Raw genomic sequence first — 22873 nt, 5'->3', positions numbered from 1 at the left:
GGCAGAACAGCCCAGAGGCCGCAGCCTCAACCCATCTCGGCAACCACCTCCGCAAGCCGGTCGTAGGCGGGCTCGACGCCCTTATCGATGCCGGAATTGAGATGGCCGTCACGCGCCTCCTTGGTGGGATGGCGAATGGTGGTCGTCAGCGTGGTCATGCCGCCTTCCTCGACGAAGGTCGAGGTGACCAGATATTCGTCGCTGGTGAAGCCCGGCATCGCAAAGGTCTCGCCGAATGCCAGCCGCTCCGGGCGCACCACTTCGCGATAGGTGCCGGTGAGGATGTGCTCGACGCCGTCGGACGACCGGAACACGAACCGATAGGCGCCGCCGACGCGCAGGTCGATCTCGCACACCGGCATTGTGAGCTGCTCGCAGCCGAGCCAGCGCACCAGATATTCGGGCTTCGTCATGGCGTCGAACACGAAGCGCCGCGGCGCGTCGAACTGGCGCGTCATGGCGAACTCGAAATCCGACGGGGTCGTGATCCTCAGCGTCTTATCCACGCGTGCGTCCACGTTGCTTCTCCTTTTTTACTCTGACTTTACGAGTGCTGCGCGGCGGGGCCTTCGCGGCCTCCTCCGCCTTCATCTCCTCGAGCAGGCCGTCGAGGCGGTTGAAGCTGTCGTCCCAGAAGCGGCGGAAATTCCCGAGCCAGCCGTCGACCTGCTTGAACGAAGAGGGCGCGATGCGGCACGGCCGCCACTGCGCCTCGCGCCCGCGCGAGATCAACCCGGCATGCTCCAGCACCTTCAGGTGCTTGGAGATCGCCGGCAGGCTCATGTCGAATGGCTTTGCCAGCTCCATCACCGAGGTCTCACCCAGCGCGAGCCGCGCCAGGATCGCGCGCCGGGTCGGATCGGCCAGCGCCGCGAAGGTCGAACTGAGGGGGTCGAGCGGCATTCACTTAGCTCATCGGTTAAATAACCTATGGGTTAAATACGACTGAACAGCGATCGCGTCAACGGCCAATTTCGGCCGCTGACGCGGGGCGACGGCCTTTCACTCCCTCTCCCCGTTCTTACGGGGAGAGGGTTGGGGTGAGGGGCTGCCTCCGCGTATCCGATTGCCACTGTGCTCGCGGAAACTCCCCCTCACCCGGAATGCATCTGACGATGCATTCCGACCTCTCCCCGCACGCGGGGCGAGGTGAAGCGGAGTCTGTTGCTCTAGGACTTGCGCGCGAAGGTGACGTGGGTGGCGTTCGGGCTCGCGACATGCGAGACGACGGCATAGCCGAGCGTGGGCAGATCGAGGCCCGCGAACAGATTCTCGCCCGAGCCGATCAGCACTGGAGACAGCGCCAATTGCAGCTCGTCGAGCAGGCGCGCTTGCAGGAACTGGCGCACCAGCGAGACGCCGCCGCCGATCCTGATGTCCTTGCCCTGCGCGACATCGCGCGCGCGCTCGAGCGCCTCGGCAATGCCTGAGGTCACGAAGTGAAACGTCGTGCCGCCTTCCATCTCGATGTCAGGCCGCGCGTAATGGGTCAGCACGAACACCGGCGTGTGATACGGCGGATTGTCGCCCCACCAGCCTTTCCAGGCATGATCCGGCCACGGCCCGCGGATCGGGCCGAACATGTTACGGCCCAGAATCCAGGCACCGATATTTTCCATCGATTTGCGCGCGATCTCGTCATCGAGACCAGTGCTGCCGCCATCCTGGCCGAAGGTCTGGCGAAACGTCCGCGTCCCGAGGAACCAGGCAGGCAGCGCCATGCCACCTTCGCCAAATGGATTTTCGAGGCTCTGCCGTGGCGCAGCGCCAAATCCGTCGATCGAGACCGAGAATGCCGAAGTCCTGACTTTTCCCATGATATTCCACTTCCGTAGGTTGAGGGACCTTACGGAAGACGGGCGGGAAAAACAGCACCCGACATTTGATCAGTAAGAAAATTCGCCGCCGCTATTTGGCCGCGCACAGCACGTCGAGGGCGCCTTTCACGATCGCCTCGAGCTCCTTGCGCGGCACGCGGGCGCGGGCGCGGATCGCGATGGTGTGAATGGTCGCGGAGGCAAGATGCGCCAGCGACGCCGGATCTGCGCCCTCAGGCAGTTCGCCGCGCTCCTTGGCGTGGCGGAAGCAGATGCCGAACGCCTTGTCGAGCTCGGTCAGCCCTTCCACCACCATGGTGCGAATACCCGGATCCGACACCGCTTCCGACGCCGCGGTCATCACCGTGAAGCAGCCGCGCGGGCCGGACTCGCCGGAGAGATAGATGTCGAGCGCAATGCGATAGATGCGCTCGAGCCGCTCGCGCAGCGGCGCGTCGGCACGGAAGATGTCGACCATCGCCGCGCGCGCGTCGTCGCGGTAGCGCTGGTAGCTCTTGATGTAGAGCTCGCGCTTGTCGCCGAACGCGCCATAGAGGCTCGGCCGGTTCATGCCGGTCGCGGCACTCAGATCATCGAGCGAGGTCGCGGCAAAGCCGTCGCGCCTGAACAGATCGAGCGCCTTGCCGAGCGCGACCTCGGGCTCATAGGCGCGCGGCCGCCCGCGGCGCTTCGGCGCCGTGGGGGCTGCGATCTTGGCAGCAGATGGCGGCTTGTTATTTTTTTGTACCATTTCGCATTTAATTCGTTGACGACGCCAATATTATCCAAGACAGTACAAAAATCAATAACGGCCGGACATCCCGCGCCGGACACCGCCAAGGAGGCACCCATGGACCTTTATTTCTCGCCGCTCGCCTGCTCGATGGCGACCCGCGTCGCGCTCTATGAAGCGGGCCAGCCGGCCAACTATCTCGAGGTCGACCCGAAGACCAAGCAGGTGCGCAGCGACGGCACAGACTTCAACAAGGTCAACCCGCTTGGCCTCGTGCCGACGCTGCGCACCGACGATGGCGTGGTGCTGACCGAGAATGCGGCGATCCTGCAATATGTCGCCGACCAGTTCCCGCGGGCCGGCATCGGCACCGCGTCGAACGCCGAGCGGTCAAAGCTGCATCAATGGCTGTGCTTCATCGGCACCGAGCTGCACAAGGGCCTGTTCCTGCCGCTGCTCGACAAGAAGGCGCCGCCCGAGGCCAAGGCCTACGCGCTGGAGAAATACGTGTCGCGGCTCGACTATGTCGAGGATCACCTGAAGGGCCGCGAGTATTTGCTCGATCATTTCAGCGTCGCCGACGCCTATCTCGTCACGGTGATCAACTGGACCATGGCGACGCCGCCGATCGAGCTCGCGAAATGGCCGGCGCTGAAGGCCTATTACGAGCGCCTGCGCACGAGGCCGTCGGTTGCCAAGGCGGTCGCCGAGGAGTTCGAGCTCTACAAGGCCGAGATCGCGCGGCACAAGGCGGCGGCGTAAGATGCAATAAGGTGGCGGCCCCCGAGCACGGGGCCGTCCACCCTTCGAGGCTCGCTCCGCTCGCACCTCCAGCGACAAAGACGAAGCCTTTGCGCAGGGGTGACGGAGCGAAAATCTGCGCACTTAACTCTAGCTGCACACTCATTCTCATCCCCGTCATGCTGAGGAGCGCGGAACGCGCGTCTCGAAGCACGACGGCCCGGCTCGCGCCTCGCCTTCAGCGCAGCCACGGATGCCGCGGTCAGCAGCCTTTGCAAATCGAAAGCGCGCGAGTGTTGGATAGCTTGTCTGCGGGCTCCCCGGCTGGCGCAGCCGCCGGTGTCGGAGCGAACGGTCGCTCCGTGAACACTGGCTGGAATTTTTTCCATTGATCGTAATATTCGGCCGGCAAATGGTACGGCTGGCATTCAGTGATCGCTCGCAGCGCGCTCGCTTGGTAGGCCCGAGCATAATCGGATGTGGCCGGGCCATTCCCTGGCAGCACCACCGGTTGCCCCTCGAGCTTGCCCTCTCGCGTCAAGTCGATCATGAACTCAGCCTTTATGTTTTCTGCATCGCTTCCGACGCGTGCTGGTTTCCTCCAACACCTCTCGACTTGATGTGTGAACATCGCCCCCCAGGTCTCGGGTCCGCTCATTTTATCTTTCGCGGCACTTGGCTGGATCGGGACAGCGACAAAGGCAGTCGCAAACAGGTAGCCTGCGAGCGCGATGGCGGCAGAACGTTCAATCGGCATGGAATGGGTCCGGCGGAAGCGGTGAGGTTGCAACGCCGACCAGCATAAACCAGTCCTCATCGAGGCCTGCAAACGCTTTCTGTAGCCCGGACGAAGCGCAGCGAAATCCGGGGCAGTCTGCTCCGCGGCGATACCGCCCCCGGATTTCGCTTTCGCTCCATCCGGGCTACCCAGCGGTCAAAACGGCTCCTGCCCTAACCCAGGCACGTCGGCCGGACGCGGGCCCGGCGCGGGCCAGTGGAAGCGGCGGTCCTTCTCGGCAATCGCAATGTCGTTGATCGAGGCCTCGCGGCGGCGCATCAGGCCGTGCTCGTCGAACTCCCACTGCTCGTTGCCGTAGGAGCGAAACCAGTTGCCGGCGGCGTCGTGCCATTCGTACTGGAAGCGCACCGCGATACGGTTGCCGTCGAACGCCCAGAGATCCTTGATCAGGCGATACTCCAGCTCCTTTTCCCATTTGCGGGTCAGGAAGGCCACGATCGCCTCGCGGCCCTGAAATACCTCGGATCGGTTACGCCATCGGCTGTCCTCGGTATAGGCGCCGGCAACCCGAACCGGGTCGCGCGAATTCCAGGCATCTTCCGCCATGCGCGCTTTCTGCGCGGCGGTCTCGCGGGTGAAGGGGGGCAGCGGCGGGCGTGACATCGGCGATCCCTCGCGGTTGTTTTGTCACGCGCAAATCTATCGCCGTGCCGCGCAGAGTCGATGGGGCGTTTCCTATCGGCCAATAGTTAAGCCAGATCGGCCTTCATCAACGCACGAATGGACTTCGGAATCGGTTGCGCCCGGCCCTGACTGACGAAGGCGACGCGCACCTGCGCCTTCACAAGCACGTCATCGCCGCGCCTGACCTCCTGCGCGAGCATGATGGAGGCGCCCCTCACCGCGATCGGCCAGGTCACGACATCGAGCATGTCGTCCATCCGCGCGGGCTTCAGGAAGTCCAGCGTCATCGAGCGCACCACAAAGGCGAAGCCGCCGGTCTCCTCTTGCGCCTCCTCGAACAGCGCGTTCTGTTCGGCGCCCATCAATCGGAGATGATTGGTGCGGCCGCGCTCCATGAAGCGCAGGTAATTGGCGTGGTAGACGATGCCGGAAAAATCGGTGTCCTCGTAATAGACACGGACTTGCATGTGGTGTCGGCCATCGCGGATCGCGCCGTCGATATGGGGTAAGGTCATTTAGAAAACTCTCGTTCGATATCCCTGCGGCCGTCGAGAACGCGAACGATCACGATCCGATCCATCCTACCAGATAGAATGCATTGCAGCCCTCGATCAACCACCCACGTAACGACGGCCACAGCTCACTTCAATTGCCTGATCGCACAACGAAGAATGAACCATGAGATTCGCGCTTCACTCCGACTTGTCGACGTTCCAGAAGATCGGCGTGGCAGGGCCGTCAAGCACGCCTGAGAGCGATTTTCGCCACGCGCTGACCCCGCGCCATTGCCCGAGGGGGACATAGATCACCTGGTCATAGACGACCGCCTGGATATCTGCGGCGATCTTCTGCTGCTCGGCCGGCGTGGATGCACGCACGAACTGGTCTTTCAGCGCTTCGAGCCGGGCCGATTCCGGCCAACCAAACCAACCACCGTTCCTGCCACGACCGTTGACCAATATGTTGACGACGGGGTCCACCACATCGGCAATGATGAAGTTGGTGAAAAACAGGTTCCAACCGCCCTCTTTCGGCGGCTTCTGGCTGGCGCGACGGGAGACCACTGTTTGCCAATCGGTCGCCTGCAGGTCCACGTTGAAACCAGCCCTACGCAGCAGTTGCGCCGCGACGATCGGTTGTGCCTTGAAAACCAGGACGTCGCCGGGCGCCATGATCACAACAGGCGTACCGTCGTAGCCGGACTCGGCAAGCAGCTTCGCGGCTTGTGCGATGCCATTGCCTTTCACCAGCGATTCCGAGCCTGCGTCGGTGGCCAGCGGCGTATCACAACCGAAAACCGCGCCACACAGCCGGTAGTATTCTGAATTACCGACCAGTGCGTCCAGCACATCCTTCTGGTTCAGCGCCAGCAACGCCGCGCGGCGCACCAGGACGTTATCGAACGGCGGGTAAAGAAAATTCATGCGTCCGACGACCTGGAAGCCATGCTTGTCGAGGGTCTCAAGCTTCAAGTCCCTGTTGGCTGCCAACTTCGTCACGAGATCGAAGGGGATATTCTCCATGAAGTCGATGTCGCCGGATTCCAGCGCGTTCACGGCGGTCTGTGCATCTGGCATCCGGATCCATTCGACCCGATCGACCATCACGACCTTACCGCCCGACGTCCAGTTCGGCGGCTCCTTACGCGGCACGTAGTCCGTGTTTTTCTCGTAGACGGCCTTTACGCCAGGCTGGAATTCGGACTGAACGAACTTGAAGGGACCGGAGCCGACCTGCTCCTTGATTTGCTGGCCCGGCGGCGTTTCGGCCAGACGCTTGGGCATCATGAACGGAACAATCGATGAAGGTTTTCCAATCGATTCCAGCACTAACCCGTAAGGCTCTTTCAGTTTCAGCGTGATGGTTCTGTCGTCAGTGGCCTCAATGCTGGCCGTGAAGTCCATCAGCGTCTGGCCCATGGTCTCGTTCTTGCTCCAGCGCTTGAGCGACGCAACACAGTCTTCCGCGGTGACCGGGCTGCCATCATGCCATTTCAGTCCGTCGCGGAGGGTAAAGGTGTAGGTGAGCTTGTCGTCCGAGACCTTCCAATCCGCCATCTGAGGCCGGATCTTGAAGTCGGAGTCGGTGGCGAGCAAAGTGTCAAAGATCATGTAGCCGTGATCGCGCGTGATATACGCGCCGGTGAAGCCCGGGTCCAGGATGCGCAGATCGGAATGCATCACCGCGATGAGAGTCTTCGTATGCACTGGCGACGAGATTGGTTGCGCCGAAGCGAACACTGCCCACAAGGCCCCAACTGACACGACAATGCAAAGTTTCCGACATGATATCTGAAGCATTGAATGTCTCCTGATACCGGCTGATCAAATCCTCAAATTCGAGCTGAGCTGAGCGTACAGGCTTGATACGGCGGAGCACCGCACCAGCGGCCACATGCAGAGATGTCAGCCCGGCACCTTATCCGCAATCATCCCTCGGGTGCTGCTCTGGACGGCACTCGTAGCGCCGCGAGCAGAATGAGTACCCATGAGCCGACCTTGTCGATCGACTGCGGTTATTTCATCCCCGCCTGCTGCAATCCCTTGAAGAGTTCATTCAATGTACTCTGAAACGCTTGATGCTGATTTGGAATTTCCTGGGAATAGATGTCGCGGATGCGCGCCAGTGTGTAACCCGGCAGTGCGCCGTTGAAATCATTCAACGCGTCGACCGCTTCGGTTTGCTTTCCGGCCAGCGCAAAGGCGCTCACCAAATGCGCCCGACTGAACCAAACCGTGCGTCTCTCCTCAACCGCTCTTCGAAGCCAAACAATTGCGTCGTCGTAGTTTCCCATCGCGAAGTACGCGCGCCCCAGGACCCAGGAAAATACACTCCTGGCGGGATCGCGGGGACTGAGTCTGATCGCCTTCAACACCAGCGGAGGCGCTTCCTTGGGACGCCCCGTCAGGACAAGTTGATTGGCTTTCTGAGCATATGCGAGGGCAAGATTGGGATCGAGAGCAAGCGCCCGTTCGAAAGCGTCCAGGGCTCCTTGATGATCCCCCTTCGCGCGGCGAATAAAGCCATCATCCATATGGCTCAGAGCAATGGTCGGGTCGAGACTAAATGCCTGTTGCAACGCATGCTCGGCCTGGTTCAGCAGCTCAATGCGTGCGTTGGAATCTGTTCCAGCAGCTTCGTTCCAGCGATTCAAATAGTCACGCATCAAGACATCTGCCAGTTGGCTCCAGGCGATGGCCGATTGCGGGCTGAGCTGCAGAGAATCTTGAAGATACTTGCGTGCGATAAGATTGTGCTGTGGAGTAACCGAGTCAATGAGAATGGCCATGGCACGTAACCTCATATCAATCGCATTGGAATCTCCCGACCGATCACGTCGACGACTCTCGGCCTTGACCAGTTGAAGTCCGAGCGACGAGGCGATTCGGCCCGTTACAACTTCTTGCAATTCGAAAAGGTCTGTAACATCAGTATCAAATTGATCCGCCCAAATAGCTCTGGCGGAGCGCGCATCTACCAGATGCGCATTAGCTTGCACCTTGGTACCGATTTTCCGGATGCTGCCTTCCAAGAGATATCGAACGTCGCAGTCCAGTCCGATCTGTCGAGGGTCGATATCTTTCCCTTTGTAAGTGAAAGCCGTCGCGCGCGCAATCACCACAGTATCTGTCAAGCGGGAAAGGTCCGTGGTTAGATCATCGGTGACCGCGTCGGCGAAATAGCCCTCCTGCGGATCATTGCTCATGCTGCGAAACGGCATGACCATGATGGAAGCTTGAGCAGACTGCGCTTTTTGGCCATGCCAAAACGGCACTGTGCCTACAAACATTGCGATGGCTAATAGGACTGCAAATGCTGCGGCCACCGAACGACGCATCGGAGGAAGCGCGATAGCTCGGCGCGCGGCAAGGCGCATTCGCCCCAGGAGGGATTTGTTTTGCTCCTCGGCCCGCGTGACCCGATAGACCTGAATCGGAGGGTCGATGTTCTTGAGCCGATGACGGCCCCTGTCCTCGAATGCGAGTTCCGGATGACCCAGGAGCTGATCGCGAACAGTATTGGTAACAAATAGCTCGCCTGGCTCGGCGAGAGTCTCCAGCCGAGCTGCAATATTGACGCTGTTTCCGTAGATATCGCGCTCGTCGAAAATGACGTCACCGGCATTTACGCCGATGCGCATTTGGAAGCGGCGCTCGGGGGCGGCACCGGCATTGCGCTGGTTCAATTCCTGCTGAATTTCGATACCGCAACGTACGGCATCCAGAGCGCTGCCGAATTCGACAAGCAATCCATCGCCGCTGGATCGGATCAGGCGACCACCATGCTCGGAAACTTTGGGTTCGATCACGCCGCCGAAACATTCGGACAGCATCACGTGGGTGGCGTCCTCGTCGGTCGACATGAGCCGACTGTAGCCAACGACATCCGCCAGCAGGACGGCTGTCATCCTGCGTTTCACAGGGCACCTCCTTCCCGCGGCATCGGGGCTTAATGTTTTTACAGGAGCGGGCGGCTGTTGTCACGCGCCGAGGTCGGCATGGGTGAACGACACCCGTTTGGGTGACGAACGTGCCTACCCCGCAAAAGGATGCCGCGTTTCAAGGAATTCCCTATGCAGCCTGATCCCCAAACGCCAACGTCCGCGCCTTTATGAGTACACGGCCTGGACGGTCAGGACACCACCGGCCCCTTTGCGCCGAGCGTGACCTGCACGATCTCGGGCGGCACGCCGAGGCGGAACGGCATGATGCTGCAGCCGAGGCCGCCGGAGACGACGACGTCGCATTTCAGCTTGATATGGCCATAGGCGAGCCGCATGCCGTGCTTCACCGGCACCGCGGGCGACCATCCGAGCAGCCGGATCTGGCCGCCATGGGTGTGGCCGGACAGCTGTAGCGCAACGCGCGAGGGCACGCGGAGCCCAACGTCGGGCTCATGCGCGAGCAGGATCACCGGTGCGTCGTCGGTGACCTTTGCGAGCGTCGCGTTGAGATCGTCGACGCCGATACGCCGGACCTCGCGATTGCGCCGCGCCGGCAAATAGGCGAGCTGGTCGCCGAGACCAGCGAGCCAGAACGGACGGCCGTCCTTGGTGAGCCGCACCGCATCGTTCTCGTAGACCGGGATGCCGACGCGCTCCAGCGCACGGCGCGCGACGGGTGTGCCCTGCCCTTGCCGCTGCACCATCTTGTCATCCCAATAGTCGTGATTGCCGAGCACGGCATGCACGCCGAGCGGCGCCTTCAGGTCCTTCAGCACCGCAGCCCATTCCGAGGCCGGAATGAAACGGGTGACGTGGCGCAGCCCTGCGACATAGTCGCCGAGCAGCACGATGATGTCCGGGTTCAGCGCGTTGGTGCGCTCGACGATCTCAGCGATGCGATCGAGCGACATCCAGGGATCGCAGGCGTGAATGTCGGCAATCGCGGCGATCTTGAGCGGAAAATCCGCAGGCCATTGCCGCGGCGACAGATCGTAGCGCGTCAGCATGAGCCGGACGACCGGCTCGCTCAGGCCGTAGGCTCCGGTCGAGGCGGTGGCGGCGGTCATTCCGCCAAACCCGCGAAGAAAGTGACGACGTGAAATCATGGGCCTGTGATCGGTGATGCCTGGCGCTTTCTGAAGACGCTCCAGACGATCATAGGCCCTTTGATTGAAGCGAAATTGGGCCGCGCTTGTGCAGACGGCCTGCAGAGGCTTCGCAATGGTTAGCGGGCAAGGTTACCGTCAGGCGTGACGCGCCGCATCAACACGTCTTTTCACGTCTTCGCGAGCGAGGCTTTTTGGTTGCGCATGATCTCCGCGCAAACGCTTTTCGTTGTCGCGAGGGAAAACCGCTTCGCACTTTTGCTTCAGTCATCGTCGCCATTGCCGCCGAACAGGCCGAATTGCGAGGGATCGCGGTTCGGCTCGGCGAGGCCGAGATGGCGGAAGGCATGCGAGGTCAGGAGCCGGCCGCGCGGGGTGCGCTGCAGATAGCCGCACTGGATCAGATAGGGCTCGATGATGTCCTCGATCGCATCGCGCGGCTCGGACAGCGCCGCCGCCATGGTCTCGACGCCGACCGGACCGCCGCCATAGTTCAAGGCGATGGTGGTGAGATAGCGCCGGTCCATCGCGTCTAACCCGGCGCTGTCGACCTCGAGCGCGCTCAGCGCACGGTCGGCGATGCCGCGATCGATGGCGTCGGCATCCGCCGCGGAGGCAAAGTCGCGCACGCGGCGCAGCAGGCGGCCGGCGATGCGCGGCGTGCCGCGGGCGCGGCGCGCGATCTCGTTGGCGCCGTCGGGGCTCATGCCGATGTTCAGCACGCGGGCGCCGCGGGTGACGATCTTCTCCAGCTCTTCCACGGTGTAGAAATTGAGCCGGATCGGAATGCCGAAGCGGTCGCGCAACGGATTGGTGAGCAGGCCCGCGCGCGTCGTCGCGCCGACGAGAGTGAATTTCGACAGCTCGATCTTCACCGAGCGCGCCGCGGGGCCTTCGCCGATGATCAGATCGAGTTGAAAATCCTCCATCGCAGGATAGAGCACTTCCTCGACCGCCGGGCTCAGACGATGGATCTCGTCGATGAACAGCACGTCGCGCTCTTCCAGATTGGTGAGCAACGCCGCAAGGTCGCCGGCCTTGGCGATGACCGGGCCGGAGGTGGCACGGAAGCCGACACCGAGCTCGCGCGCGACGATCTGCGCCAGCGTGGTCTTGCCGAGGCCCGGGGGACCGACGAACAGCACATGATCGAGCGCCTCACCGCGCTTCTTCGCCGCCTCGATGAAGATCGAGAGATTCTTGCGCGCCTGCGCCTGGCCGACGAACTCCGTCAGCGACTGCGGACGCAGCGCGGTGTCGCCGACATCGTCGGAGCGGCGTTCGGGCGTGACGATGCGCGAGGGCGTGTTCACTTCGACAATTCCTTCAGGCCCAGCCGGATCAGCTGCGCAGTCTCGGCCTTCTCACCGGCGCTGCGCGAGGCGGCGGCGATGGCGGCGGCGGCCTGCGGCTGGCCGTAGCCGAGATTGACCAGCGCCGAGATCGCATCGGTGACCGGGCGCGGCGCGCGGTTGTTGTCGATCGCGCCTGACAGCTGCACCACCGCCGGATCGACATCGGCAAAGCCCGGCGCCTTGTCCTTCAATTCGCTGACGATGCGCTCGGCGACCTTCGGTCCGACCCCCGGCGTCCGCGCCACCGCCGCCTTGTCGCGCAGCGCGATGGCATTGGCGAGATCGGTCGGCGGCAGCGTGCCGAGCACCGCGAGCGCGACCTTGGCGCCGACGCCCTGCACGGTCTGCAGCAGGCGAAACCATTCGCGCTCGAGATCCGAGCGGAAGCCGAACAGCTTGATCTGGTCCTCGCGGACATAGGTCTCGATCGAGAGCACGGCCGCGCCACCCGGCGACGGCAACGCCTGCAAGGTGCGGCTCGCGCAATGCACCTGATAGCCGACGCCGCCGACGTCGAGGATCACGTAATCCTCGCCATAGGAATCGATCAGGCCCTTGAGCTTGCCGATCATAGGTTCGTCACCCTGAGCCGAAGCGCGGCGCTCTGGCGGTGATGCGCATGCGTGATCGCGACCGCGAGCGCATCGGCGGCGTCGGCGGACGGCGGCTCGGCTTTCGGCAGCAGGATCTTCAGCATCACCTGGATCTGGTTCTTCTCGGCATGACCGGCGCCGACCACGGTCTTCTTGACCTGGTTCGGCGCGTATTCGGCGACCGAGATACCGAACATTGCGGGCGCCAGCATGGCGACGCCGCGGGCCTGGCCGAGCTTCAGCGTGGCAACGCCGTCCTTGTTGACGAAGGTCTGCTCGACCGCCGCCTCCGCCGGCCTGTAGTCGCCGAGCACGGCGGCAAGCCCCTCATGGATCGCAAGCAGCCGGCTTGCCAGCGGCAGGTCGTCCGGCGGTTCGACCGAACCGCAGCCGATATAGACCAGACGGTTGCCCTCGGTCTCAATCACGCCCCAGCCGGTGCGACGGAGACCCGGATCGATACCGATGATGCGGACGGGAGAGCGAATCGGCTGCGATGTCATGGGGTAGTGATACCGCCTGTGCCGGGAGAACGAAACACAAACGGACGCTCGTCCCCTGCTGTGGTCGCCGTCGGCCCCGCTCGTCATCCCGCCCTTGCTCGTCATCCCCCGCGAAAGCGGGGGATCCAGTACGCCGCGGCCTCTCGGATCAAATGACGGTCTCTGGAATACTGGATCGCCCGATCGAGTCGGGCGATGACAGCGGAGTTTGAGACCATGAACGAGGCTCTTACCCGCCCATCTTCGCGAGCAGCGCGTCGGACACCTCGAAATTGGCGTACACGTTCTGCACGTCGTCGTGCTCGTTGAGCAGGTCCATCAGCTTCAACAGCTTTTCGCCGGTCTCGTCGTCGACCGCGACGGTGTTCTGCGGCTTCCAGGTCAGCGCCGCCTTGCGCGGCTCGCCGAACTTCGTTTCCAGCGCCTTTGCGACTTCGCGGAAGGTCTCCTGCGAGGCATAGACCTCGTGGCCGGCCTCGCTGGAGACCACGTCGTCGGCGCCGGCCTCGATCGCGGCGTCCAGCATCGCATCGTCGGAGGCGACCTTGGCGTCGTACTCGATGATGCCGGTGCGATCGAACATGAAGGCGACCGAGCCGGTTTCGCCGAGATTGCCGCCCGACTTGGTGAAGAAGGAGCGGATGTCGGAGGCGGCGCGGTTGCGATTGTCGGTCAGCGCCTCGACGATCACGGCGACGCCGCCGGGGCCATAACCCTCGTAGCGGATCTCGTCATAGTGCTCGCCCTCACTGCCCAGGGCCTTCTTGATGGCGCGATCGATATTGTCCTTGGGCATGTTCTCGGCCCGCGCGGCGACCACGGCGGCGCGCAGCCGCGGGTTCATCGCCGGGTCCGGGGTGCCGAGCTTGGCCGCCACGGTGATTTCGCGGGCCAGCTTGCCGAAAAGCTTCGACTTCTGGGCATCCTGCCGGCCCTTGCGGTGCATGATGTTCTTGAATTGGGAATGGCCGGCCATGCGACGTCTCTTCGAGCGTAGGGTCTGAACAGGGGTGGAAAACGCGGCCTTATAGGCCCCTGGCGGTCAAAATCAAAGGTCGGCAGGGGTCGTCCGGCCGGGGAATACTACCGCAAGCCGGAATATGAGGCACTTGTTAACCATGACTTCATGCCCGGATGCGAGGATCGCCCCGTCCCGCCGCAACTTTCCAAGAGCCCCCCATGGCGTTCGGTTTGTTTCGAAAGCAAGAGCCGGAGCCGGCTGCGTCGGCCGCCGCGCAGGTTCCAACCGCGGCTGAGGTCTCGACCGAGACTGATTCGGCCAAGGATTCGTCAAAGGATTCGTCCCGGGAGATCCTGGAATTACTGGAACTCGAGCTCGGCGCGATGATCCGCCAGCTCGAGCGCGCCGCAGGCTCAGTGGCCGACGGCGCCGAGGCGACGGCAGCCAAGCTCGCGACCATCCGCGCCCGCACCGACGCGCTGACCGGCCGCAGCAGCGATGCGGAGAGCACCGCGACGACATTCTCCGAAGCCGCCGACAGATTCACCCATTCCGCCGAAGGCATCGGCGCGCAGGTGCGCAGCGCCAGCCAGCTCGCCGACGACGCCGCGGCGGCGGCGCGCGAGGCCACCGCCAATGTCGATCGCCTGCGCGAATCCTCGGCCGCGATCGGCAACGTCGTCAATCTGATCGCGCAGATCGCGCGGCAGACCACGCTGCTCGCGCTCAACTCGACCATCGAGGCGGCGCGCGCCGGCGCCGCCGGCAAGGGCTTTGCGGTGGTCGCCACCGAGGTCAAGGCGCTCGCAGTCCAGACCCAGAGCGCTACCGAAGAGATCACCCGGAAGATCGAGGCGTTGCAGAGGGACGCCACCGGATCGGCGGACGCCGTTCACCGCATCTCGCAGGCGATCGAAAAGATCCGTCCGGTGTTCGAGAACGTCAACGGCGCGGTCGCCGAACAGAACGAGATCACCGGCGAGATGGGCCAGAACGCGGCCTCCGCCTCACATTTCATCGTCTCGGTCGGCACCAGCGCCGGCGAGATCGATTCAGCGACCCGGGAAGCCGCCGCGCACGGCGACAATGTCGCCAAGGCCGGCAAGGCGGTGACCGCCTTCGCTCAGAAGCTGAAGGCGCGCTGCGCGGTGCTGCTGCGCCAGGACGAGCGCGGCGATCCGCGCAAGAACGAGCGCCTGCCCTGCAGCCTCACGGTCGAGATCACGACCGCGCGTGGCATCGTCACCGCGCCGGTCTATGAGATCGCGATGGACGGCATCCTGATCGGCGGGCCCGATGCCGAGAGGCTGCCGGCCCATGAGACCCTGAGTGCGACCGTGCAGGATGTCGGCGCCTGCCGGATCAGGATCGGCGACCGCTCCAAGGCAGGCAGCCAGGCACGCTTCGAGGCGGCGACTGCTGCGTTGCGCGAGAAGATCGAAGACCGGATGTGGGCGATCCACGAGGAGAACGCCGAACTCGTCACCCGCGCGATGGAAGCAGGCGGCACGCTGACCAGGCTCTTCGAGAACGGACTGGCAAGCGGCGCGATCACGATCGCTGACATGTTCGACACCGACTATGTCGAGATATCGGGCACCAACCCGGTGCAGTATCGCACCAAAATGCTGGACTGGGCGGATCGCTCGCTGCCTGCATTGCTCGAGGCGTTCCTCGCCAAGGACAAGCGCCTGGCATTCTGCGCGACGGTCGACCGGAACGGCTATCTGCCGGTCCACAACAAGATCTACTCGCAGCCGCAGCGGCCGGGCGATGTCGCCTACAACACCGCCAATTGCCGCAACCGCCGCATCTTCAACGATCCCGCGGGCCTCGCCGCCGCGCGCAATGAGCGCGCCTATCTGGTTCAAAGCTATGCGCGCGACATGGGCAACGGCACCACCGTGATGATGCGCGAGATCGACGTGCCGATCCGTGTGCGCGGCCGGCACTGGGGCGCCTTCCGCACCGCGTACAAGCTTTGATGGCTTCGTAGCCCGGATGCAGTGCACGCTCAGGCAAGACCGGCCGTGCGAATCACGCTTTAGATCGGAATGAGGAATGCTGCAGCGGCGCGACGGGCTGCTGTAACGGAGGAAACGCGACATGTCGGCGGCGCAGCTTGCAGTGCTGGATACGTCATCGAACCGGACGCTGGCCGAGCGGCTGGTCGACCAGCTAGCCGACCGCATCGGCGGCCTCGGGGTCGAGCTTGCCGACATCGCCGGCAACGTCCAGGAGGTCGCGAGCCGCGTCACCAGCCAGTCGGAGCGGTTCCATCATTTGCAGGAGACCGCCGAGATCATGGTCTCGGCCAATCACGACATCGCCAACGCTTCGCAGGCGGTGCAAACGACCGCATCCGCCGCGGTCGGCCAGATTGCTGAATCGCGCAACGCGGTCGAGACGGCGGTCAGCCATATCGCGGAGCTCGTCGCAGCGGTCGGTCGGATCGAGGCGCGGCTCGCCGCGGTCGGCTCCGCACTGAGCCAGGTCGCCAAGGTCTCCGGTTCGATCGAGGCGATCGCCAAGCAGACCAACCTGCTCGCCCTCAACGCCACGATCGAGGCCGCGCGCGCCGGCAACGCCGGCCGCGGCTTTGCCGTGGTCGCAAGCGAGGTGAAGAACCTTGCCGAGGCGACCCGCCAGGCGACCCATCAGATTTCCGACACCGTGCGCGATCTCGACGGCCAGATCGGCAGCCTGATCGGCGAGAGCAGCGACGCCTCATTGCGCGCCAAGAGCGCCGGCGAAGGCGCCCGGCAGATCTCGGGCATCATCATGCGCGTGCAGGAGGGCTTTTCATCGGTCGGCGCCGAGATCGGCAACGTGGCGCGCGCCGCGACCTCCAATCTCGGTCATTGCGACACCGTGATCGCGGAGCTCAACGAGCTCGCCAAGGGCGTCGATCTCTCCTCGCGCGACCTCAAGCACGCCGACGGCCGCGTCGCGAAGCTGCTCGAGCTGTCCGAGAGCCTGATCGTGACCATCGCCGACAGCGGCGTGGAGACCAGCGATGCGCCGCTGATCCGCGTCGTGATCGACACCGCGAAGCAGATCTCGGAGCTGTTCGAGAAGGCCATCGCAAGCGGCGAGATCACGCTCGCGCAATTGATGGACGAGAATTACCGCGAGATCGCGGGCACCAATCCGAAGCAATACCTGACCGACTATGTCAGCTTCACCGACCGCGTGCTGCCGGCGATCCAGGATCCGATCCAGCAGACCGATCCGCGCATCGTGTTCTGCGTCGCCTGGGCGCGCAGCGGCTATCTGCCGACCCACAATCCGAACTACCGGCTGCCGCAGGGACCGGACCCGGTGTGGAATAACGCCAATTGCCGCAACCGACGGCTGTTCAACGACCGCGCGGTGAGCAAGGTCGCGGCCAACACCAAGCCGTTCCTGCTGCAGACCTATCGCCGCGACATGGGCGGCGGCAATTTCGTGCTGATGAAGGACGTCTCGTCGCCGATCGTCGTCAACGGCCGCCACTGGGGCGCATTCCGGATGGGTTTTCGGCAGGGCTAGGCCAGCCCTCGCCGGGACGGCGGGGTGTACTGCCAAAACATTGAAAACAACCCCATGCAAAGTAGCCGGCCGCTGCCGGCGCCCGGCACTGCACAGCGCCCGGCACTGCACTTGACACGTCGGGCAACTCAGAAGTATTTTTCCATTATTCCGAAATAGTCCCGTAGCCCGGATGGAGCGAAGCGCAATCCGGGTACCGCCTCTCAACTTGCGAGGGACCCCGGATTTCGCGGAGCCTGTCATCGGGCGCGCGTTCGCGCGACCCGTTGGCTCCATCCGGGCTACAGGTGCTACGTCCAGAACGGCGGCACCGTTGGCTCGAGCCGTCCGCCGGCGCGCACCGGCGCGACCTTCACCGCAAGCCCGGTCGCATCGTCGGTCTCGACCGCGACACCGCTCAGCGTCGCAACGCCTCCGGCCGGCTCGAAACGTCCGGAGGGAATGCCGGTGAGGAAGCGCTGCAGCGGCTCCTCCTTCTGCATGCCGATCACCGAATCATAGTCGCCGGTCATGCCGGCATCGCTCATATAGGCGGTGCCGCCGGGCAGCACCTGGTGATCGGCGGTCGGCACATGCGTGTGAGTCCCGACCACGAGGCTGACGCGGCCATCGCAGAAGAAGCCGACGCCCTGCTTCTCGGAGGTGGCCTCGGCATGGAAATCGAGCACGATGGCGTCACAGCCCTCGCGCAACGGGCAAGCTTCGAGCTCGCGCTCGATCGCGCTGAACGGATCGTTCGAGGACGGCTCCATGAAGACGCGGCCGATCGCGTTGATGATCAGCGCACGCTTGCCGCTCTTGGTGTCGACCAGCGTGGCGCCGCGGCCCGGCGAATGGCGCGGGAAATTCAGCGGCCGGATCAGGCGCGGCGCGCGCTCGATGAACACCAGCGCCTCCTTCTGATTCCAGGCGTGATTGCCGAGCGTGATCGCATCGGCGCCGGCATCGAGCAGCTCGTGGTAGATCGCCTCGGTGATGCCGAAGCCGCCGGCGGCGTTCTCGCCATTGACGACGACGAGATCGAGCGACCAGTCTCTGATCATGCCGGGAAGATGGTCTGATATGGCGGTGCGGCCGGTCCTGCCGACGACGTCACCAACGAACAGAATACGCAAGGCTAGCTACTCCGGAAATCGAACGTCTTGCGCTCCGTTAGCACATAATCGAGCGGGACGTCGTGCGACAGCGCCGGAATGGCCTTGGTTTCCTGTGCAGCAAAGGCAACCCCCACCCCGATCACATGCTTGGCCTTGCGCAGATGCGCAAAGGTATAGTCGTAATAGCCGGCACCATAGCCGATGCGGTGGCCGAGCTTATCGAATGCCGCGAGCGGCACCAGCATCACGTCGGGATGCACCTCGGCGGCGGCCGGCGACGGCTCGGGAATGCCGAGCGGCCCGAGCATCAGCCGGTCCTGCGGCGACCAGCTGCGGAAGGTCAGCGACTGGCCGCGCGCATTGATGCAGGGCAGCGCAAGCCGCGCCCCCTTGTCCGCCAGCTTCTTCAACAACGGCGTCGGATCGATCTCGCTGCGGATCGGCGCATAGCCCGAGATGATCATGCCTTGCGTGATCTCGAACGGCGCGCCGCGCTTGGCGAGCGCTTCGGCGGCAGCCGCACGCTGCTCATCGCTCAGCGCGTCGCGCTTGGCGAGAGCAAGCGCCCGAAGCTCGGCCTTCGATGGAGCTGCGTGCATGATCCATCTTCCGCTGTCATCGTCCGCAAAACGCGAACGAGCCGGCACTCCAGAGACGCTAGCATTCGTTTGACCAGGCCGCGGCGCACTGGACACCCCGCGAGGAGCCTGCCAGCGGGCGAGCCGATGACGAGACCCGTTGCGGGGAAACTGCAAATCAAACCGCCGCAGCGCGACGACAAGGCAACAGCAAAAAATCAGTGCGAAGCCGCAGAGGCCGTTAGAGCGCTCGATCCCGGAGTTCCCTACGAAAGTAGGTGGGCACCATATGTCCGGGTCCACGGACCCGGCCAGGGACAGTTCCCTAAAGGATCGATAAGGCCCCGGGGATATATGGCTCCTGACGCACGACGCAGCTTCGCGGGGCTAATCTAGCTATCGTTGCCGCAATCCGCCAGCGGTAAGGCAGACGCAGTCCAAGCTCGCGTGATCTTCTTACCCTCCCCTGGAGGGGTCGAGACGAGCAAAGCTCGCTCTGGGGTCGGTGCGCTTGGAGCGCAGCGGAATGCGAACCGGGGTGGGGTGATCCCTCAACACGGGCACTGCACGCGTGGAGAGCCTGTCACCCCACCTCGCCGCTCATTTCATGAGCGTCGATCCTCCCCCTCCAGGGGAGGATGAAAAGGGGGAGGGTCGGTTCGCGATGAGCGAAGCGAATGCGAGACGGGGTGGGGTGATCTCTCAACGCGGGCACTGCACGTGTGGAGGGATCTTCACCCCACCTCGCCGCTCATTCATGAGCGTCGATCCTCGCCCTCCAGGGGAGGATGAAAAGGGGGAGGGTCGCTTCGCGATGAGCGAAGCGAATGCGAATCGGGGTGGGGTGATCTCTCAACACGGGCACTGCACGTGTGGAAAGACCTTCACCCCACCTCGCCGCTCATTTCATGAGCGTCGATCCTCCCCCTCCAGGGGAGGATAAGATCACCCGATGCCGGAAATATGGATCAGCCGATCGCGATGCCGCCGCCGATGGTGCGGTTGAGCACCTGCGTGGTGCGCTCGATCCGCTCGGCGGCGGCGTTGAGCGCATTGGAGACCGCGGTCTGGGTCGCGCGGGCGCGGTCGGTGGCGGCGACGCGGGCATTGCGCAGCTGCTCGACCTCTTCCTCGAGGCTGCGGATGCGCGCGCCCGCATCGACCAGCTCGTCGCAGGCGGTGAGCGCCGCCATCACGGTGAGCCGCGCATCGCCGATCTCGCCGAACTTGCCGCGCAAGGATTCGACGCGCTGCTGGAGGTTTTCCGCGAGCTTCAGGAGCCGCACCTCCTGGCCTTCCTCGCAGGCCATCCGGTATTGCCGGCCATTGATGGTGACGTTGATGTGGCTCATTTGCCTTCTCCGCCCTCGAGCACGGCGCGAATGGTGCCGATCGCCGCGTCGAGCTTTTCCGCGATGTCGCGATTGACGCGCTCGAGCTTGCGCGTCTTCACCAGCGATCCGTCGAGTTCGTCGGCAAGTCTGGAGCGATCGGCGCCCAGCGCCTGGATCCGGCTCGCCAATTCGTTTTCGTCGCGGTCGGCCTCGCGACGTCGTTCCACGGAGCTCTCCAGCGCGTCGAGCGCTGCCATCAGCCGCCTTGTCGCAGCATCGATATCGGCAAGCGGTGCCTCGGTATTGCCAGACCCGTTGGCGAGACGATCACTCATGACACGCGGTGTGGACCCTTCAAATCGGTCAGCTGGGGTAGCCTGGTGGAAACAAGCCTGCCGCACGGCAAAACTGGCGGTTCGGCAAGCGGTTAGCGGACGAAATTTACGTGGCAAGCGAGCCGAGCGCAACGGCGGCGCCAAACTATGCACCGTTCAATGAAATTGGGCCGTTTTGAGCAACTTTTCCCCGTTTTGGGGCGTTTCATCGCCTTGGACTTGCGGAATTGAGGTGCTAATCCACCCACCAACCCGTAAGGCCATCCACGCGCGTATCGCGGCTGCCCGCCCCGATGCGTCCAGCAATCAGCTCCTCATTTCAGCGGACTTTTCATCATGACGCAGGTCGATCACACCCGTATGGCCAATGCGATCCGTGGCCTTGCCATGGACGCCGTCGAGAAGGCCAATTCCGGCCATCCCGGCCTGCCGATGGGCGCCGCCGACATCGCGACCGTCCTGTTCACAAAGTTTCTGAAATTCGATGCCGCCGACACGGCATGGCCAGATCGTGACCGCTTCGTGCTGTCGGCCGGCCACGGCTCGATGCTGCTCTATGCGTTGCTGTACCTCACCGGCAACAAGGACATGACGCTCGACCAGATCAAGCGTTTCCGCCAGCTCGGATCGCTGACGCCGGGACACCCGGAGAATTTCCACACCAAGGGCATCGAGACCACCACCGGCCCGCTCGGCCAGGGCATTGCGACCGCGGTCGGCATGGCGCTCGCCGAGAAGATGCTCGCCGCTGAATTCGGCAAGAAGATCGTCAACCACCACACCTATGTGCTCGCCTCCGACGGCGACCTGATGGAAGGCATCTCGCAGGAAGCGATCGCGCTGGCCGGCCACTGGCGGCTCAACAAGATGATCGTGCTGTACGACGACAACGGAATCTCGATCGACGGCCCGACCTCGATCTCCGATTCGGTCGACCAGGTGAAGCGCTTCAAGTCCGCCGGCTGGGCAGCCGAATTGATCGACGGCCATGATCCGCAGGCGATTGCCGCTGCGATCACCCGTGCGCAGAAATCCAGCAAGCCTTCGATGATCGCCTGCAAGACCACGATCGGCTTCGGCGCGCCGACCAGGGCCGGCACCGCGAAAGCCCATGGCGAGGCGCTCGGCGCCGCCGAGCTCAAGGGTGCCAAGGAGAACCTCGGCATCTCGCTCGAGCCGTTCTCGGTGCCCGACGACGTGCTGAAGGCCTGGCGCGAGGCGGGTGCCCGCGGCGCCGCCGAGCACAAGGCCTGGGACGAGCAGTTCGCGCAGCTCGGCAACCGCAAGCGCGCCGAGTTCGAGCGCCGCCTGCGTCACGAACGGCCGCAATCGCTCGCCAAGGGGCTGCGCGCCTTCAAGAAGGGCCTGTTGGAAAATCCGCTCAACGTCGCGACCCGCAAATCGTCGGAAGCCGCGATCGAGGTGATCGCTGCCGCAATGCCGATGGAATTCGTGGCCGGCTCCGCAGACCTCACCGGCTCCAACAACAACAAGGCGAAGTCGGCGACCGCGTTTGCCGCCAAGACGCCGAAGGGCCGCTTCATCCATTACGGCATCCGCGAGCACGGCATGGCAGCCTGCCTCAACGGCATCTTCCTGCATGGCGGCTTCGCGCCGAACGGCGCCACCTTCCTGGTGTTCACCGACTATGCGCGCGGTGCGATGCGGCTGTCCGCGCTGATGGGCACCGGCGTGGTCTATGTGATGACCCATGATTCGATCGGCCTCGGCGAAGACGGCCCGACGCACCAGCCGGTCGAGCATCTCTCCGCGCTGCGCGCGATGCCGAACATGCGCGTGTTCCGTCCCTGCGACGCGGTCGAGACCGCCGAGTGCTGGGAACTCGCGCTTAACCGGATCGACGGGCCGACCGTGCTGGCGCTGACCCGCCAGAACCTGCCGCAGCTCCGCAACACGGCGCCGAACGACAACCCGTGCAGCCACGGCGCCTACGAGCTGGTCGCGGCGCAGGGTGACGCAAAAGTGTCATTGTTCGCCTCCGGTTCCGAGGTCCAGATCGCGGTCGAGGCGCAGAAGCAGCTCGCCGGGCGCGGCATCGCGACGCGGGTCGTCTCGGTCCCGTCGCTGGAATTGCTGCTGGCGCAGCCCGCCGAGCGGCAAAATGCCGTTATCGGCAACGCCCCGGTCAAGATCGCGATCGAGGCCGCGGTGCGCTGGGGCTGGGATGCCGTGATCGGCCATGATGGCGAATTCGTCGGCATGCACGGTTTTGGCGCCAGCGCCCCGGCGAAGGACCTTTTCCCGCATTTCGGCATTACTGCGGAGGCCGTCGTTAACGCTGCCCTGAAGCGCGTCTGACGC

At 63.8% G+C, this 22873-nt stretch carries 22 protein-coding genes and 1 other RNA gene; 4 read left to right on the top strand and 19 right to left on the bottom strand.

Annotated features, from left to right (window positions below):
* Positions 1–26 precede the first annotated feature (26 nt).
* From ACE10Z_RS05885 to ACE10Z_RS05870, 4 genes are all read right to left on the bottom strand, one after another.
* A complete protein-coding gene (locus ACE10Z_RS05885) occupies positions 27–506 on the bottom strand; it encodes an SRPBCC family protein (protein WP_375787098.1) in 480 nt (159 codons plus the stop codon).
* Positions 499–903, bottom strand: a complete 405-nt coding sequence (locus ACE10Z_RS05880) for an ArsR/SmtB family transcription factor (protein WP_375787097.1) — start codon at positions 901–903, stop codon at positions 499–501. Before ACE10Z_RS05880 ends, ACE10Z_RS05885 begins: the two co-directional genes overlap by 8 nt.
* Positions 904–1169: 266 nt before the next feature.
* Positions 1170–1817 (bottom strand): dihydrofolate reductase family protein, encoded by a 648-nt coding sequence (locus ACE10Z_RS05875; RefSeq protein ID WP_375787096.1) that lies wholly within the window; start codon positions 1815–1817, stop codon positions 1170–1172.
* A 91-nt stretch (positions 1818–1908) separates the two neighbouring features.
* The gene (locus ACE10Z_RS05870) at positions 1909–2568 is read right to left on the bottom strand and encodes a TetR/AcrR family transcriptional regulator (protein WP_375787095.1); all 660 of its coding nucleotides are present in this window, start codon (positions 2566–2568) and stop codon (positions 1909–1911) included.
* 99 nt (positions 2569–2667) lie between these two features.
* Between ACE10Z_RS05870 and ACE10Z_RS05865 the strand changes: the two genes are divergently transcribed.
* Positions 2668–3312 (top strand): glutathione binding-like protein, encoded by a 645-nt coding sequence (locus ACE10Z_RS05865; protein ID WP_375787094.1) that lies wholly within the window; start codon positions 2668–2670, stop codon positions 3310–3312.
* Positions 3313–3553: 241 nt separating this feature from the next.
* Here ACE10Z_RS05865 and ACE10Z_RS05860 read toward each other — a convergent pair whose 3' ends face one another.
* The 10 genes from ACE10Z_RS05860 to ACE10Z_RS05815 all read right to left on the bottom strand — a co-directional run bounded on the left by ACE10Z_RS05860 (position 3554) and on the right by ACE10Z_RS05815 (position 13691).
* Complete coding sequence (locus tag ACE10Z_RS05860) at positions 3554–4048, bottom strand: hypothetical protein (protein WP_375787093.1); 495 nt, start codon at positions 4046–4048, stop codon at positions 3554–3556.
* 177 nt (positions 4049–4225) lie between these two features.
* Positions 4226–4693 (bottom strand): DUF1348 family protein, encoded by a 468-nt coding sequence (locus ACE10Z_RS05855; protein ID WP_375787092.1) that lies wholly within the window; start codon positions 4691–4693, stop codon positions 4226–4228.
* An 86-nt stretch (positions 4694–4779) separates the two neighbouring features.
* Positions 4780–5229 (bottom strand): tol-pal system-associated acyl-CoA thioesterase, encoded by a 450-nt coding sequence (gene ybgC, locus ACE10Z_RS05850; RefSeq protein ID WP_375787091.1) that lies wholly within the window; start codon positions 5227–5229, stop codon positions 4780–4782.
* A gap of 177 nt (positions 5230–5406) precedes the next feature.
* Entirely contained in the window at positions 5407–6894 is a 1488-nt protein-coding gene (locus ACE10Z_RS05845) for an ABC transporter substrate-binding protein (RefSeq protein ID WP_375787090.1), read from the bottom strand.
* A 335-nt stretch (positions 6895–7229) separates the two neighbouring features.
* Positions 7230–9122 carry an adenylate/guanylate cyclase domain-containing protein gene (locus ACE10Z_RS05840; protein WP_375787089.1) on the bottom strand — a complete coding sequence of 631 codons (1893 nt, stop codon included), beginning with the start codon at positions 9120–9122 and terminating at the stop codon, positions 7230–7232.
* Between the two features lie 224 nt (positions 9123–9346).
* A complete protein-coding gene (locus tag ACE10Z_RS05835; protein WP_375787088.1) occupies positions 9347–10264 on the bottom strand; it encodes a metallophosphoesterase in 918 nt (305 codons plus the stop codon).
* Between the two features lie 263 nt (positions 10265–10527).
* Entirely contained in the window at positions 10528–11577 is a 1050-nt protein-coding gene (gene ruvB / locus ACE10Z_RS05830; protein ID WP_375787087.1) for a Holliday junction branch migration DNA helicase RuvB, read from the bottom strand.
* On the bottom strand, positions 11574–12191 hold the full coding sequence (ruvA, locus tag ACE10Z_RS05825) for a Holliday junction branch migration protein RuvA (protein WP_375787086.1): 618 nt from the start codon (positions 12189–12191) through the stop codon (positions 11574–11576). Before ruvA ends, ruvB begins: the two co-directional genes overlap by 4 nt.
* A complete protein-coding gene (ruvC, locus tag ACE10Z_RS05820) occupies positions 12188–12715 on the bottom strand; it encodes a crossover junction endodeoxyribonuclease RuvC (RefSeq protein ID WP_375787085.1) in 528 nt (175 codons plus the stop codon). The genes ruvA and ruvC overlap by 4 nt, the downstream gene beginning before the upstream one ends.
* A 229-nt stretch (positions 12716–12944) precedes the next feature.
* The gene (locus ACE10Z_RS05815; RefSeq protein WP_375787084.1) at positions 12945–13691 is read right to left on the bottom strand and encodes a YebC/PmpR family DNA-binding transcriptional regulator; all 747 of its coding nucleotides are present in this window, start codon (positions 13689–13691) and stop codon (positions 12945–12947) included.
* 203 nt (positions 13692–13894) lie between these two features.
* Between ACE10Z_RS05815 and ACE10Z_RS05810 the strand changes: the two genes are divergently transcribed.
* Both ACE10Z_RS05810 and ACE10Z_RS05805 read left to right on the top strand, forming a co-directional pair.
* Positions 13895–15661: a methyl-accepting chemotaxis protein gene (locus tag ACE10Z_RS05810; RefSeq protein WP_375787083.1), complete on the top strand. Its 1767-nt coding sequence runs from the start codon at positions 13895–13897 to the stop codon at positions 15659–15661.
* A 121-nt stretch (positions 15662–15782) separates the two neighbouring features.
* Entirely contained in the window at positions 15783–17207 is a 1425-nt protein-coding gene (locus ACE10Z_RS05805; RefSeq protein ID WP_375787082.1) for a methyl-accepting chemotaxis protein, read from the top strand.
* A gap of 290 nt (positions 17208–17497) precedes the next feature.
* Here ACE10Z_RS05805 and ACE10Z_RS05800 read toward each other — a convergent pair whose 3' ends face one another.
* The 5 genes from ACE10Z_RS05800 to ACE10Z_RS05780 all read right to left on the bottom strand — a co-directional run bounded on the left by ACE10Z_RS05800 (position 17498) and on the right by ACE10Z_RS05780 (position 20551).
* A complete protein-coding gene (locus ACE10Z_RS05800) occupies positions 17498–18322 on the bottom strand; it encodes a TIGR00282 family metallophosphoesterase (protein ID WP_375787081.1) in 825 nt (274 codons plus the stop codon).
* Positions 18323–18324: 2 nt separating this feature from the next.
* The gene (locus tag ACE10Z_RS05795; protein ID WP_375787080.1) at positions 18325–18903 is read right to left on the bottom strand and encodes a 5-formyltetrahydrofolate cyclo-ligase; all 579 of its coding nucleotides are present in this window, start codon (positions 18901–18903) and stop codon (positions 18325–18327) included.
* Between the two features lie 201 nt (positions 18904–19104).
* Positions 19105–19265, bottom strand: a non-coding RNA gene (gene ssrS / locus ACE10Z_RS05790) — 6S RNA.
* Positions 19266–19850: 585 nt separating this feature from the next.
* Positions 19851–20234: a cell division protein ZapA gene (locus tag ACE10Z_RS05785; RefSeq protein ID WP_342724566.1), complete on the bottom strand. Its 384-nt coding sequence runs from the start codon at positions 20232–20234 to the stop codon at positions 19851–19853.
* Positions 20231–20551, bottom strand: a complete 321-nt coding sequence (locus ACE10Z_RS05780; RefSeq protein WP_375787079.1) for a DUF4164 domain-containing protein — start codon at positions 20549–20551, stop codon at positions 20231–20233. The genes ACE10Z_RS05785 and ACE10Z_RS05780 overlap by 4 nt, the downstream gene beginning before the upstream one ends.
* Positions 20552–20887: 336 nt before the next feature.
* Between ACE10Z_RS05780 and tkt the strand changes: the two genes are divergently transcribed.
* Complete coding sequence (tkt, locus tag ACE10Z_RS05775; RefSeq protein WP_375787078.1) at positions 20888–22870, top strand: transketolase; 1983 nt, start codon at positions 20888–20890, stop codon at positions 22868–22870.
* The last annotated feature ends 3 nt before the right edge of the window (positions 22871–22873 follow it).

This window comes from Bradyrhizobium sp. Pha-3, assembly GCF_042258615.1.
In the GTDB taxonomy this organism is placed as follows: domain Bacteria; phylum Pseudomonadota; class Alphaproteobacteria; order Rhizobiales; family Xanthobacteraceae; genus Bradyrhizobium.
This window is presented reverse-complemented; position numbering and strand designations above follow the sequence as displayed.

What these genes read in the sequence shown, in the direction of transcription:
- ACE10Z_RS05810 (WP_375787083.1), top strand. Translation starts at nt 13,895, where the DNA reads ATGGCGTTCGGTTTGTTTCGAAAGCAAGAGCCGGAGCCGGCTGCGTCG.
- ACE10Z_RS05795 (WP_375787080.1), bottom strand. Translation starts at nt 18,903, where the DNA reads ATGCACGCAGCTCCATCGAAGGCCGAGCTTCGGGCGCTTGCTCTCGCC.
- ACE10Z_RS05880 (WP_375787097.1), bottom strand. Translation starts at nt 903, where the DNA reads ATGCCGCTCGACCCCCTCAGTTCGACCTTCGCGGCGCTGGCCGATCCG.
- ACE10Z_RS05870 (WP_375787095.1), bottom strand. Translation starts at nt 2,568, where the DNA reads ATGGTACAAAAAAATAACAAGCCGCCATCTGCTGCCAAGATCGCAGCC.
- ACE10Z_RS05875 (WP_375787096.1), bottom strand. Translation starts at nt 1,817, where the DNA reads ATGGGAAAAGTCAGGACTTCGGCATTCTCGGTCTCGATCGACGGATTT.
- ACE10Z_RS05845 (WP_375787090.1), bottom strand. Translation starts at nt 6,894, where the DNA reads ATGCATTCCGATCTGCGCATCCTGGACCCGGGCTTCACCGGCGCGTAT.
- ACE10Z_RS05805 (WP_375787082.1), top strand. Translation starts at nt 15,783, where the DNA reads ATGTCGGCGGCGCAGCTTGCAGTGCTGGATACGTCATCGAACCGGACG.
- ACE10Z_RS05860 (WP_375787093.1), bottom strand. Translation starts at nt 4,048, where the DNA reads ATGCCGATTGAACGTTCTGCCGCCATCGCGCTCGCAGGCTACCTGTTT.
- ruvA (WP_375787086.1), bottom strand. Translation starts at nt 12,191, where the DNA reads ATGATCGGCAAGCTCAAGGGCCTGATCGATTCCTATGGCGAGGATTAC.
- tkt (WP_375787078.1), top strand. Translation starts at nt 20,888, where the DNA reads ATGACGCAGGTCGATCACACCCGTATGGCCAATGCGATCCGTGGCCTT.
- ACE10Z_RS05785 (WP_342724566.1), bottom strand. Translation starts at nt 20,234, where the DNA reads ATGAGCCACATCAACGTCACCATCAATGGCCGGCAATACCGGATGGCC.
- ruvC (WP_375787085.1), bottom strand. Translation starts at nt 12,715, where the DNA reads ATGACATCGCAGCCGATTCGCTCTCCCGTCCGCATCATCGGTATCGAT.
- ACE10Z_RS05835 (WP_375787088.1), bottom strand. Translation starts at nt 10,264, where the DNA reads ATGATTTCACGTCGTCACTTTCTTCGCGGGTTTGGCGGAATGACCGCC.
- ybgC (WP_375787091.1), bottom strand. Translation starts at nt 5,229, where the DNA reads ATGACCTTACCCCATATCGACGGCGCGATCCGCGATGGCCGACACCAC.
- ACE10Z_RS05840 (WP_375787089.1), bottom strand. Translation starts at nt 9,122, where the DNA reads ATGACAGCCGTCCTGCTGGCGGATGTCGTTGGCTACAGTCGGCTCATG.
- ACE10Z_RS05780 (WP_375787079.1), bottom strand. Translation starts at nt 20,551, where the DNA reads ATGAGTGATCGTCTCGCCAACGGGTCTGGCAATACCGAGGCACCGCTT.
- ACE10Z_RS05865 (WP_375787094.1), top strand. Translation starts at nt 2,668, where the DNA reads ATGGACCTTTATTTCTCGCCGCTCGCCTGCTCGATGGCGACCCGCGTC.
- ACE10Z_RS05855 (WP_375787092.1), bottom strand. Translation starts at nt 4,693, where the DNA reads ATGTCACGCCCGCCGCTGCCCCCCTTCACCCGCGAGACCGCCGCGCAG.
- ACE10Z_RS05815 (WP_375787084.1), bottom strand. Translation starts at nt 13,691, where the DNA reads ATGGCCGGCCATTCCCAATTCAAGAACATCATGCACCGCAAGGGCCGG.